Annotated in this window: 9 protein-coding genes; 6 read left to right on the top strand and 3 right to left on the bottom strand. The window is 69.8% G+C overall.

The window, feature by feature from the left end; translation table 11 throughout:
- Nucleotides 1–334 precede the first annotated feature (334 nt).
- The 3 genes from AB0L56_RS05515 to AB0L56_RS05505 form a co-directional block, all read right to left on the bottom strand.
- Complete coding sequence (locus AB0L56_RS05515; RefSeq protein WP_365419287.1) at nt 335–1,327, bottom strand: Yip1 family protein; 993 nt, start codon at nt 1,325–1,327, stop codon at nt 335–337.
- An 88-nt stretch (nt 1,328–1,415) separates the two neighbouring features.
- Nucleotides 1,416–2,891, bottom strand: coding sequence for a VCBS repeat-containing protein (locus AB0L56_RS05510; protein WP_365419284.1), 1,476 nt, complete (start codon nt 2,889–2,891; stop codon nt 1,416–1,418).
- Nucleotides 2,892–3,645: 754 nt separating this feature from the next.
- A complete protein-coding gene (locus AB0L56_RS05505; protein ID WP_365419281.1) occupies nt 3,646–5,928 on the bottom strand; it encodes a (Fe-S)-binding protein in 2,283 nt (760 codons plus the stop codon).
- Between the two features lie 281 nt (nt 5,929–6,209).
- Between AB0L56_RS05505 and AB0L56_RS05500 the strand changes: the two genes are divergently transcribed.
- From AB0L56_RS05500 to AB0L56_RS05475, 6 genes are all read left to right on the top strand, one after another.
- Complete coding sequence (locus AB0L56_RS05500; protein WP_365419278.1) at nt 6,210–7,247, top strand: MraY family glycosyltransferase; 1,038 nt, start codon at nt 6,210–6,212, stop codon at nt 7,245–7,247.
- Nucleotides 7,248–7,340: 93 nt separating this feature from the next.
- The gene (gene dnaK / locus AB0L56_RS05495; protein WP_361036385.1) at nt 7,341–9,191 is read left to right on the top strand and encodes a molecular chaperone DnaK; all 1,851 of its coding nucleotides are present in this window, start codon (nt 7,341–7,343) and stop codon (nt 9,189–9,191) included.
- On the top strand, nt 9,188–9,868 hold the full coding sequence (grpE, locus tag AB0L56_RS05490; RefSeq protein ID WP_365419275.1) for a nucleotide exchange factor GrpE: 681 nt from the start codon (nt 9,188–9,190) through the stop codon (nt 9,866–9,868). The genes dnaK and grpE overlap by 4 nt, the downstream gene beginning before the upstream one ends.
- 36 nt (nt 9,869–9,904) lie before the next feature.
- The gene (gene dnaJ / locus AB0L56_RS05485; RefSeq protein WP_361036379.1) at nt 9,905–11,080 is read left to right on the top strand and encodes a molecular chaperone DnaJ; all 1,176 of its coding nucleotides are present in this window, start codon (nt 9,905–9,907) and stop codon (nt 11,078–11,080) included.
- 6 nt (nt 11,081–11,086) lie between these two features.
- Nucleotides 11,087–11,536: a helix-turn-helix domain-containing protein gene (locus tag AB0L56_RS05480; RefSeq protein ID WP_365419272.1), complete on the top strand. Its 450-nt coding sequence runs from the start codon at nt 11,087–11,089 to the stop codon at nt 11,534–11,536.
- 286 nt (nt 11,537–11,822) lie between these two features.
- Complete coding sequence (locus tag AB0L56_RS05475; protein WP_365419269.1) at nt 11,823–12,929, top strand: substrate-binding domain-containing protein; 1,107 nt, start codon at nt 11,823–11,825, stop codon at nt 12,927–12,929.
- Nucleotides 12,930–13,141 lie beyond the last annotated feature (212 nt).

The raw sequence follows: 13,141 nt of genomic DNA, 5'->3' as shown, positions 1-13,141 counted from the left end.
CGTTGTCAGCTGTGAGGAACGACCGACGCGGCAGCGCCCGCTTTCCAGCATTTCTCGCCCCTCCAGGCCGACGTCCGGGTGAGGGGAGCTCTCCGCGCACGCCACTACGGTCCCGCAGTCGGGAAAGGCGCCTCTCCATCCCGGTGCCGACCGATCCCCCGCCGGAGGCACCGCCTTGACCGTGGCCTGCCGCTGACCGCGGCGCGCGAACGCCTGGACGCCGTCATCGCCCACACCCGTCATCCGCCGCTGGAGTGCCGTCGTCCGCGGGAGTGGGCACCCAACGAAGGAAGGGGCTCCCGCAGGGAGCCCCTTCGTCACATCACCACGTCGGTCAGAACGTGCCCAGCTTTACGATCGACAGCAGCGCGACCAGCTGGATCGCCGACGCGCCCAGGGCCTTTGGCCAGGGCAGGTCGTGGGAGCGGCTGACCATGACAGTGAGCAGGGCGCCGGCCGCGACCCAGGTGGCCCAGCCGAGCATCTGGACGAAGGGGGCGTCGCCGCCCGCGAACATGGCGAAGACCAGGCGGGGCGCGTCCGTGATGGACATGATCAGCATGGAGAGGCCGACCGTGGGCTGCCAGGCGCCGTCGCCGCCGAGCTGGCGGGCCAGGGTGTGGGTGACCACGCCGAGGATGAAGGCGCTGAGCGCCATCGCGACGGCCGTCGTCAGGACGATCGGGACCGCGTTGGAGAGCGTGGCGTTAATGGCGTCCTCGCGGGCGCCGTCGAAGCCGAAGACGGCGAGCAGGCCGTAGAGGAAGGTGACGATGAGGGCGGGGCCCCACATCGCGTAGTCGCGCATCTGGAGGAACGTCTGCCTCGGGGACAGGACGATGCCCTTCAGCAGGTCCTTCCAGTGCAGCCGTGGGCCGACCGGTCCGGGCGGCGGGGCCGAGCCGGCGTACGTGTCGCCCTGGTTGTAGGGGTCGTCGTTGATCGAGAAGGCCTGGGTGTGGCCCGGGTTGTTCGCCGCGTACGGGTCGTGCGGGGCGCCGCCGTGGGCGCCGTCGCCGAAGTACTCGGGCTCGCCGTGACCGCCGTAGCCACCGGGTCCACCGTGCGCCTGCGGCCAGGGGCTGCCGCCCCCGTTGCCGCTGCCGTACGACGACGGCGGCTGCGGCGCCTGCGGGTAGCCGTACGACGGTCCCGGCGGCGTCTGCTGCCCGTGCGGGGGGTGTTGCGGTCGCGCGTGCGGAGCGCCGTTGTTGTTCCGGCCGCGTCCCATCCTGAATCCAGCCACGTCATCGAACGTACCTGGTCCCCGGCGGTCGCGGGCCGGACCCCGGCTTTCGGGCAGGGCTTTGCGGCCGAGCTGTGACATCCCCTAAGGGGTCGTCAGGCCCGTTGTCCGTCCTCCGTAGGGGACCGGGTCGGTCGGGTCCTACGGAGGACGGAGGCGCGGGGCTTGGTCAGTCGGCGAAGTTGGAGCCGAAGTACGGGGTGCCCGTCCTGGAAATGCCCGAGTCGCTCGGGGAGATGAAGCGGGAACCGCTCGTGGTGATCTTCGTGCCGTTGGACGGCATGTAGACCATCGCGCCGTCGCCCTTGTCCTCGGCGGAGCCGACGATCAGGTCGGCCTTGCCGTCGCCGGTGACGTCGTCGAGCTTGACGTCCAGGCCGAAGGCGTCGTCGTCCTCGTTGCCGCCCGGGACGCCGGTGTTGTCCTGGTGGAAGGACTGGCCGCCGGAGGCGGTGTTCAGGCCGTTGGCGGTGCCGTAGAGGATGATGACCATGCCGGTGTCGGCCTCGGAGCCGATGTTCTCGCCGGCGACACCGATGGCGAGGTCGAGGAAGCCGTCGGCGTTGATGTCGCCGAGGTCGAGCTCGTAGCCGAAGTAGTCGTTGCCCTCGGACCCGCCGGGCACGTTGCCGGTGTCCTGGGTGATGCCGGTGGCGGAGGAGGTGAGCGGGCCGGAGGCCGAGCCGGAGGTGACCCAGACCTTGCCGCCCTTGGCGGAGTCGGGGATCGGCGTGCCGTCCTCGGTGGTGGTGTTCCAGTAGGCGCCGCTGACGATGTCGCCGAAGCCGTCCTTGTCGATGTCGCCGATCGCGGTGATGACGCCGGGCTTCAGGGACTTGGCCGCGGACGCCTTCAGGCCGGTGGGGGAACCGGGGAGGAAGAAGTTGCGGTTCCAGCCGTACTCGGAGGTGGTCTCGAAGCCGTCGACGACCAGGTCGGTGGCGCCGCCGTCGACGTCACCGGCGGTCAGGTTGAGCGGGCCGTCGGCCTCGGCGCTCTGGATGGGCGGCGTGACGGTGTAGCGGCCGCCGAACTTGCCCGTGGTGGTGAAGCCGCCCTTGAAGATGTGGAGGGTGGCGTGGTCGGTGCCGACGGCGAGGTCGGCCTTGCCGTCGCCGTCGAAGTCGCCGGCGGCGAGGTTCTTGCCCCACAGGTCGTGGGAGGAGGGGGCCGGGTCGTTGACGGTGATGCTCTTGCCGGTGATGCCGGAGGCCGAGCCCCACAGGATGGTGAGGAGGCCGCCGTCCTTGTCGCTGCCGAGGTCCTCGTACGGGGCGGAGACGGCGACGTCGTCGTAGCCGTCTCCGTTGAAGTCGGCGTAGGCGTGGTCGTAGCCGAAGTTGTCCCCGGTCTCGGCGCCGCCGGGGACGCCGCTGGTGTTCTGGCTGATGGTGTGGCGCTTGGCGGACGACACTCCGGTGGAGGTGCCGTAGAGGACGGCGAACTGTCCGGCCGCGGGCTTGCCGGCGACCTGGGCGCCCAGGACCGAGGTGGCCACGTCGCCCCGGCCGTCGCCGTTGAAGTCGGCCATCGCGACGTGCGTGGAGTCGGCGGCCGTCGCGGGCGAGGCGACGAAGGTGAGCAGACCGCCCGTGAGCGCGACGGCGGTGGCCGAGGCGAGGGCGAGTCTCGTGCGTCGGTGCATGCGGGTTCTCCCTGCGGCATGCGAGGGATGCCTGGCGGGCATCCGGAGTCGATGAGGTGCCGGGGCGTCCGGGTTCGCCGGGAGTTGTCCCGCGGGTCAGTGGAGGCTCGGCGATCATGAGACTGGCAGGGGGTCGGGAGGGTTGTACGTCTGTTCGGTCAATTTCGGTTGACGGTGCCGGGGGCGGGCCGTCGGCCACGGGGAAGGGCCGCGCGGATACGTGGGTTCGCAACCTCGGGTGGGTACGGGCGCCCGCGTGGGTGCCGGCCGGGGGTGGGTTGCGCAGCCCGGCGCTCGCGGGGTGCCGTCGCGCCCACCCTCCCCCACTCTCGACTTCGCTCGAGCGGGGGGACCCCCATCGCCCTGGGGGTACCTCCCAGGCCCTTAAGGCACTGGGGGAGGCACGACTGCCCGCGGATCGCGGGAGCGGCAGTGGGCCGCGGAGGCAGGCTCTCGGCGATGGGGCACCCCGGTCATGGTGAAGGGGCCGCCCGGACGCGGTGATGGGTGGCCCGGGCGCGCACGCGGAGGGGCCGCGCGGATATGTGGGTTCGCAACCCCGGGTGGGTACCGGCGCCCGTGTGGGTGCCGGCCGGGGGTGGGTTGCGCAGCCCGGCGCTCGCGGGGTGCCGTCGCGCCCACCCGTGCCGCCCCAGCGGCACGACTGCCCGCGGATCGCGGACGGCGGAGGCGGCGTCCGGGTACGGCGAAGGGGCCGCCCTGCCGGGTGGCCCCTTCCTCGACGCGTGGCCGGTTACTTCACCGGCTCCGGCTCCGGAGCGTTTTCGTTCTCCTCCTCGCCGGCCGGGTCGACCGGGGTCTTGACGGATTCCAGCAGCAGTTGGGCCACGTCGACGACCTGAACGGATTCCTTGGCCTCGCCGTCGTTCTTCTTGCCGTTGACCGAGTCGGTCAGCATGACCAGGCAGAACGGGCAGGCGGTGGAGACGATGTCGGGGTTCAGCGCCAGCGCCTCGTCGACGCGCTCGTTGTTGATGCGCTTGCCGATCCGCTCCTCCATCCACATCCGGGCGCCGCCGGCGCCGCAGCAGAAGCCGCGCTCCTTGTGGCGGTGCATCTCCTCGTTGCGCAGGCCCGGGACCTTGCCGATGATCTCGCGCGGGGGCGTGTAGATCTTGTTGTGGCGGCCCAGGTAGCACGGGTCGTGGTAGGTGATGAGGCCCTCGACCGGGGTGACCGGGATCAGCTTGCCCTCGTCCACCAGGTGCTGGAGCAGCTGGGTGTGGTGGATGACCTCGTAGTCGCCGCCGAGCTGCGGGTACTCGTTGCCGAGGGTGTTGAGGCAGTGCGGGCAGGTGGCGACGATCTTCTTCGCCGACTTGGGCTTCCTCGACTCCTCCGTGACGTTGCCGTCGTCGTCCGTCTCCTCGCCGAAGGCCATGTTCAGCGCGGAGACGTTCTCCATGCCGAGCTCCTGGAACAGGGGCTCGTTGCCGAGGCGGCGGGCGGAGTCACCGGTGCACTTCTCGTCGCCGCCCATGATCGCGAACTTGACGCCCGCGATGTGGAGGAGCTCCGCGAAGGCCTTGGTGGTCTTCTTCGCGCGGTCCTCCAGGGCGCCGGCGCAGCCGACCCAGTACAGGTACTCGACCTCGGACAGGTCCTCGATGTCCTTGCCGACGACCGGGACCTCGAAGTCGACCTCCTTGGTCCACTCCAGGCGCTGCTTCTTCGCCAGGCCCCAGGGGTTGCCCTTCTTCTCCAGGTTCTTGAGCATCGTGCCCGCCTCGGAGGGGAACGCGGACTCGATCATGACCTGGTAGCGGCGCATGTCGACGATGTGGTCGACGTGCTCGATGTCGACGGGGCACTGCTCGACGCAGGCGCCGCAGGTGGTGCAGGACCACAGGACGTCGGGGTCGATGACGCCGTTCTCCTCGGCGGTGCCGATCAGCGGGCGTTCGGCCTCGGCGAGGGCGGCGGCGGGGACGCCGGCCAGTTGCTCCTCGGAGGCCTTCTCCTCGCCCTCCATGGTCTTGCCGCCGCCGGCCAGCAGGTAGGGGGCCTTGGCGTGCGCGTGGTCGCGCAGGGACATGATCAGGAGCTTGGGGGAGAGGGGCTTGCCGGTGTTCCAGGCGGGGCACTGCGACTGGCAGCGGCCGCACTCCGTGCAGGTGGAGAAGTCCAGCAGGCCCTTCCAGGAGAACTGCTCGACCTGGGAGACGCCGAAGACGTCGTCGTCACCGGGGTCGGTGAAGTCGATGGGCTTGCCGCCGGACGTCATGGGCTGGAGCGCGCCCAGGGCGGTGCCGCCGTCGGCCTCGCGCTTGAACCAGATGTTGGGGAAGGCGAGGAAGCGGTGCCAGGCCACACCCATGTTGGGAGTGAGGGAGACCACGATCATCCAGATGAACGAGGTCCCGATCTTGATCATGGCGACCAGGTAGACCAGGTTCTGCAGCGTGCCGACGGACAGGTTGTCGAAGGCGAGCACCAGCGGGTAGGAGGCGAAGTACGACGCCTCGTAGCCGTCGACGTGGTGCAGGGCACCCTCCAGGCCGCGCAGCACGTAGATGGCCAGGCCGATGGTGAGGATGACGTACTCGACGAAGTACGCCTGGCCCGCCTTGGAGCCGGCGAAGCGGGACTTGCGGCCCGGGCGGGACGGCAGGCTCAGCAGCCGGATGACGATGAGCACGGCGATGCCGAGCACGGTCATCACGCCGATGAACTCGATGTACATCTCGAACGGCAGGAAGCCGCCGATGACCGGCAGCACCCAGTCGGCCTGGAAGAGCTGGCCGAAGGCCTGGGCGAGGGTCGGCGGCAGTGTCAGGAAGCCGACGGCGACGAACCAGTGGGCGATCCCGACGATGCCCCACCGGTTCATGCGGGTGTGGCCGAGGAACTCCCGCACCAGGGTCACACTGCGCTGGTAGGGATTGTCGGTCCGGGCGCCGGCCGGGACCGGCTGGCCCAGCTTGAAGTACCGGACGAACTGGCCGATCGCGCGTGCGAGCAGCGCAACGCCGACCACGGTCAGGACCAGCGACACGATGATCGCGGCGAGTTGCATGGGGGCTCCTCGGGCCTGCGAGGGGTTTGGAGAGGGATTTTCCGGATGTTCTCGGGGGCTCCACTACGGTTTACCCGAGATTACTAAGCGGTAACTTATGCGGTCCGTCTGAGACTACCCCGATCCCCGGCCGCACTGTAGCCGGGCACGGGGTGATCTGAATCGCTGAGGGTTGCCTACCGAGGCGGCCCGGGCGGCCCTTCGGGGGTGTCCCGGATGGCGTCCGGGATCCGATCGTGTTATTCGCGCGAAATCGGTCCATACGCCCCTAACTTATATCCGTGCTCTACGGGATCGCCGCCGCCACCACCGCCCTGCTGCTGTCCGCCTTTCTCACGGGACTGCTGCGGGTCCCCCTCCTGCGCCTGGGGATCCTGGACCGCAGACGGCGGCGCCCGGTGCCGCTGTCCGGGGGACTGGCCGTCGGCCTGGTCACCGGCCTGCTCGCGGCCGCCGGGGACGCGGCCGGTCTCGCGCCGCTCGGAACGGGGGTGGGGCGGCTGCTGGCCGCGGGGGCGTGCGTCGGCGCGCTCGGGCTCGCGGTCGACCTGTGGCGGCTGCGCTGGTGGGTCCCCCTGGCCGGTACGGCCGTGGCGGCGGCGCTCGTCGTGCCGTACGAGTGGACCGGGGTGCCGGGCGGGCTTCTCGCCGCGGGGTGGGTCGTCGCCGTCACCGCCGCCTTCCGGGGGCTGGATCATGCCGACGGGGTGGCGGGCACGGTGGGGACGGTGACCGCGTTCGGCGTGGCGGCCTGTGCGGCGTCCGAGCTGATGGACGGGGTCGCGGTGCTGCTGAGCGTGCTGGCCGCCGCGCTCGCCGGGTTCCTGCTGCACAACTGGCATCCCGCGCGGGTGGCGCTCGGGGCGGGCGGCTCGCTGTTCGCGGGGTTCGTGATCGCCTCGGCGGCGGTGTTCGTACGGGCCGGGCAGGGGATCGGGGCCGGTGCGGGCGTGTTGTACGCGCTGACCGCGGTGGCGTGCGCGGACGCCATGCTGGTGGTGCTCGCGCGGCGGCTGGCCCGGTGGCCGGTGACGCGTGGCCGGCCGGACCATCTCGGGCACCGGCTGCGACGGCTGGGGGTCGCCTCCCGCGCGGTGGCCGTCCTGCTCGGTGTGGCCTCGCTGGGCGGGGTACTGGTGGGAGTGGGCGTGCACACCGGACGGCTGTCCGGGGGTGCGGTGCTGTGGGTGGCGGCGGTCGCCGCGGTGGTCGTCCTGGCGTTCGTACGCCTTCCCGTCACCCCCGTATTCCGTCCCCGTCAACGATCTTCCAGCGCGTCGTCGCAGGTCACGGGGCAGTTGCGCGTAAGGAACGGATAAGACTTGAGTCCGCCCGACTCAGCTCCGTTGACCGTGCGGCGGGCGTCATGCATGCTTGAGTCCGTTCCACTCAAGTCAGCTGGAGGAATTGAAATGGCACGTGCGGTCGGCATCGACCTGGGCACGACTAACTCCGTCGTCAGCGTTCTGGAGGGCGGCGAGCCCACCGTCATCACCAACGCCGAGGGCGCCAGGACCACGCCGTCCGTCGTCGCCTTCGCCAAGAATGGTGAGGTGCTCGTCGGCGAGGTGGCCAAGCGCCAGGCGGTCACGAACGTCGACAGGACCATCCGGTCGGTCAAGCGTCACATGGGCACCGACTGGAAGATCGAGCTCGACGGGAAGCCCTTCAACCCGCAGCAGATCAGCGCCTTCGTGCTGCAGAAGCTGAAGCGCGACGCCGAGTCGTACCTGGGCGAGAAGGTCACGGACGCGGTCATCACGGTCCCGGCGTACTTCAACGACGCCGAGCGCCAGGCGACCAAGGAGGCCGGCGAGATCGCCGGTCTGAACGTGCTGCGCATCGTCAACGAGCCGACGGCCGCCGCCCTGGCGTACGGCCTCGACAAGGACGAGCAGGTCATCCTGGTCTTCGACCTCGGTGGCGGTACGTTCGACGTCTCGCTGCTGGAGATCGGCGACGGTGTCGTCGAGGTGAAGGCCACCAACGGTGACAACAACCTCGGTGGTGACGACTGGGACCAGCGCGTCGTCGACTACCTGGTCAAGCAGTTCCAGTCGGGCCACGGCGTGGACCTCGGCAAGGACAAGATGGCGCTCCAGCGTCTGCGCGAGGCCGCCGAGAAGGCGAAGATCGAGCTGTCCTCGTCCACCGAGACCACGATCAACCTGCCCTACATCACCGCCTCCGCCGAGGGCCCCCTGCACCTCGACGAGAAGCTGACCCGCGCCCAGTTCCAGCAGCTCACCGCGGACCTGCTCGAGCGCTGCAAGACGCCGTTCCACAACGTCATCAAGGACGCCGGCATCTCGGTCAACGAGATCGACCACGTCGTTCTCGTCGGCGGTTCCACCCGTATGCCCGCCGTCGCCGAGCTCGTCAAGGAGCTGACCGGCGGCAAGGAGGCCAACAAGGGTGTGAACCCGGACGAGGTCGTCTCCATCGGCGCCGCGCTCCAGGCCGGTGTGCTCAAGGGCGAGGTCAAGGACGTCCTGCTGCTCGACGTCACCCCGCTGTCCCTCGGCATCGAGACCAAGGGCGGCATCATGACCAAGCTGATCGAGCGCAACACCACGATCCCCACGAAGCGCTCCGAGATCTTCACCACGGCCGAGGACAACCAGCCGTCCGTGCAGATCCAGGTCTACCAGGGCGAGCGCGAGATCGCCGCGTACAACAAGAAGCTCGGCATGTTCGAGCTGACCGGTCTGCCGCCGGCGCCGCGTGGCGTCCCGCAGATCGAGGTCTCCTTCGACATCGACGCCAACGGCATCATGCATGTCACGGCGAAGGACCTCGGCACCGGCAAGGAGCAGAAGATGACCGTCACCGGCGGCTCCTCGCTGCCGAAGGACGAGGTCGACCGGATGCGCCAGGAGGCCGAGAAGTACGCCGAGGAGGACCACGCCCGCCGCGAGGCCGCCGAGTCCCGCAACCAGGGCGAGCAGCTCGTCTACCAGACCGAGAAGTTCCTCGCGGACAACGAGGACAAGGTCCCCGGTGAGATCAAGACGGAGGTCGAGGGCGCCGTCGCCGAGCTGAAGGAGAAGCTCAAGGGCGACGACACCGCCGAGATCCGCACCGCCACGGAGAAGGTCGCGGCCGTCTCCCAGAAGCTGGGCCAGGCGATGTACGCCGACGCCCAGGCCGCCCAGGCGGCCGGCGGCGCGTCCGCCGGTGCGGGTGCCGGGGAGGCCAAGGCCGACGACGACGTCGTCGACGCCGAGATCGTCGACGAGGACCGGAAGGACGGTGCGGCGTGACCGAGGAGACCCCGGGCTTCGACGAGCAGTCGCAGCAGCCCGACGTCCCCTCCGGCGCACCCACCGACGACGCCGAGCCGAAGGCCGCCGACACGCCCTCCGCGGAGGGCGCGGCGGCCCCGGCCGGGGACCCGGGCCGTGAAGCGGCCCTGGTGGCGCAGCTCGACCAGGCACGCACGGCGCTCAGCGAGCGCACGGCGGACCTCCAGCGTCTCCAGGCCGAGTTCCAGAACTACCGCCGCCGCGTCGAGCGGGACCGCGTCGCGGTCAAGGAGGTCGCCGTCGCGAACCTCCTGACCGAGCTGCTTCCCGTGCTCGACGACGTCGGCCGCGCTCGCGAACACGGCGAGCTGGTCGGCGGTTTCAAGTCCGTAGCGGAGTCGCTGGAGACCACGGTGGCCAAGCTGGGCCTCCAGCAGTTCGGCAAGGAGGGCGAGCCCTTCGACCCGACGATCCACGAGGCGCTGATGCACAGTTACGCGCCGGACGTCACCGAGACGACGTGCGTGGCGATCCTGCAGCCCGGGTATCGCATCGGCGAGCGCACCATCCGCCCCGCGCGGGTGGCCGTCGCCGAGCCGCAGCCGGGCGCGCAGACGGTCAAGCCGGCCGAGGAGCCCGCCGAGGCGCAGGACGGATCGGAGAACAAGGAGAGCGGTGGCCCGGACGAGGGCTGACGCGGGACCTGACGCAGGGAAGGAGGGACGTCGGGGATGAGCACCAAGGACTTCATCGAGAAGGACTACTACAAGGTCCTCGGCGTCCCCAAGGACGCCACCGAGGCCGAGATCAAGAAGGCGTACCGGAAGCTCGCCCGCGAGTTCCACCCGGACGCCAACAAGGGCAACACCAAGGCGGAGGAGCGGTTCAAGGAGATCTCCGAGGCGAACGACGTCCTCGGTGACCCCAAGAAGCGCAAGGAGTACGACGAGGCGCGCGCGTTGTTCGGCAACGGCGGGTTCCGTCCGGGGCCGGGCGCGGGCGGCGGCTCCTTCAACTTCGACCTGGGTGACCTCTTCGGGGGTCAGCCCGGCGGCCAGGGGGGCGGCGGCTTCGGCGGCGGCCTGGGTGACGTCTTCGGGGGCCTGTTCAACCGCGGTGGCACGGGGGCCACGCGCACCCAGCCGCGGCGCGGTCAGGACATCGAGTCCGAGGTGACGCTCAGCTTCACCGAGGCGATCGAGGGCGCGACCGTCCCGCTGCGGATGTCCTCGCAGGCGGCCTGCAAGGCCTGTTCGGGCACGGGCGACAAGAACGGCACACCGCGCGTGTGCCCGACCTGCGTCGGCACCGGGCAGGTGGCGCGGGGCTCCGGCGGCGGCTTCTCGCTCACCGACCCGTGCCCCGACTGCAAGGGCCGCGGTCTGATCGCGGAGGACCCCTGCGAGGTCTGCAAGGGCAGCGGCCGGGCCAAGTCCTCGCGGACGATGCAGGTGCGCATCCCCGCGGGCGTGAGCGACGGGCAGCGGATCCGGCTGCGCGGCAAGGGCGCCCCGGGCGAGCGCGGCGGACCGGCCGGCGACCTGTATGTCGTCGTGCATGTCGGCGCGCACCCGGTGTTCGGCCGCAAGGACGACAATCTGACCGTCACGGTCCCGGTGACGTTCGCGGAGGCGGCTCTCGGCGGCGAGGTCCGGGTCCCGACGCTCGGCGGCCCGCCGGTCACGCTGAAGCTGCCGCCGGGCACGCCCAACGGCCGCACCATGCGGGCGCGGGGCAAGGGCGCGGTCCGCAAGGACGGCACCCGTGGCGATTTGCTGGTCACCGTCGAGGTGAGTGTTCCCAAGGATCTGTCGGGGAAGGCTCGTGACGCGCTGGAGGCGTATCGCGAGGCGACCGCGGACGAGGATCCGCGGGCGGAGCTGTTCCAGGCCGCGAAGGGAGCTTGATTTCAGATGGAAGGCCGTCGACGCAATCCGTATGAACTGACCCAGGACACCCCGGTCTACGTCATCTCGGTGGCGGCCCAGCTCTCCGGCCTGCACCCGCAGACCCTGCGCCAGTACGACCGTCTGGGACTGGTGTCCCCGGACCGTACGGCCGGCCGGGGGCGCCGCTACTCGGCCCGTGACATCGAACTGCTCCGTCAGGTGCAGCAGTTGTCGCAGACCGAGGGCATCAATCTGGCCGGAATCAAGCGCATCATCGAACTGGAGAACCAGGTCGCCGCCCTTCAGGCCCGGGTGGCCGAGCTGGAGGACGCGCTGGACGGTGCCGCGGCGATGATGCGTCAGCGCGAGGCCGCGGTGCACGCCTCGTACCGACGCGACCTGGTGCCGTACCAGGATGTGCAGCAGACCAGCGCGCTGGTGGTCTGGCGGCCCAAGCGGCAGCAGACCGACTGACCGGGCGGCCGATCTTGAGCATGGGGCTCCGGTGGACCGACGAACTCGTTGGTCCACCGGGGCCCTTCTCTTCTGCCCGGCCACATCTGTGACTATGGTATGACTGCGCATCCAGATGATCCTTGCTGTGCCTTCGCAGGGCCTGCACGAGTTAGCGCACCGTGCCGTGTCCCTCTCGTTAAGTGGCCGCCCTTGACTCCGATGGGGGCGGAAGCGTTGGCTTTTCAGGTCACATGGGTCGCAAAGCTGTGCCCACGTCCAAAACGCACCTGAAGTGAGCCCTCGCATGCGTCGTATCGCCATATCCGTGGCCGCCACCTCGATGTCCGTCATGCTCGCCGGCTGCGGCATGCTCAACGCGACGGAGAGCAGCGACGACGCAAGCCCGGCCAAGGGCAACGACATCACCCTCGGACTGCTGCTCCCGGAGAAGGCCAACACGCGGTACGAGGAGTTCGACTACCCCATCTTCAAGGCGAAGGTGGAGTCCCTCACCAACAGCAAGGGCAAGGTCGAGTACGCCAACGCGGAGGCGGACGCCGGCAAGCAGGCGAACCAGCTGCAGCGGATGATCGACGACAAGGTCGACGTCATCGTGCTGGACGCGGTCGACTCCCACGCCATCGCGGACGGTGTGCAGAAGGCCAAGGACGCGGGCATCCCGGTCATCGCCTACGACCGGCTGGCCGAGGGCCCGATCGACGCGTACATCTCCTTCGACAACGAGCTGGTCGGCGAGGTGCAGGCCCGTTCCCTGCTGGAGGTGTTCGGCGACGAGCTCAGCATCAGCGACAAGATCGTGATGATGAACGGCTCGTCGACCGACCCCAACGCCAAGCAGTTCAAGGCGGGCGCGCTCTCCGAGCTCAAGGGCAAGGTGACGATCGCCAAGTCCTACGACACCAAGGACTGGAAGCCGGAGAACGCCCAGGCCAACATGACCGAGGCGATCAACGCGATCGGCGCGGAGAACATCGAGGCGGTCTACTCCGCCAACGACGGCATGGCGGGCGGCATCGTCAAGGCCCTTGAGGCGGCCGGCGTGACCGACCTGCCCCCGATCACCGGCCAGGACGCCGAACTCGCGGCGGTGCAGCGCATCATCACCGGCGACCAGTACATGAGCGTGTACAAGTCCTACCCGGACGAGGCCGAGAGTGCCGCGGAGATGGCCGTGGCGAAGGTCCAGGGCCGGGACATCCAGTTCGACGCGCTGACCCGCGAACGGGTGGACAGCCCCACCGACAAGGACATCCCCGCGCAGCTCGTCCCCGTGGTCGCCCTGACGAAGGACAACATCAAGGACACCGTCATCGCGGACAACATCTACGAGGTGTCCGACATCTGCACGGCAGAGCTGAAGGCGGCCTGCGCGGAACTCAAGCTGAACTAGCCCCGCCCATCGCCTTCCAGCCACCCCCGGTCCCCGGACCGGCGGGTGGCTTTTTCACGCCATCAGCACCTCACCGCACACATCCAGCCGTGGTATTCCGGGGCGTGGGGCGGGTGCGGTCACGTTGCGGGAGCGGGGACGGTCCGCGCATAGTTGCGCCTGCGGAAAGCGCTGGCACTTGAGGCGGGCCGACCGACCGAGGAGCTGGAACC

Origin of the sequence: Streptomyces sp. NPDC052079, from assembly GCF_040680275.1 — a bacterium.
In the GTDB taxonomy this organism is placed as follows: Bacteria; Actinomycetota; Actinomycetes; order Streptomycetales; family Streptomycetaceae; genus Streptomyces.
Note: the sequence above shows the minus strand (reverse complement) of the source record. Positions and strands in the feature narration are given on the sequence as shown.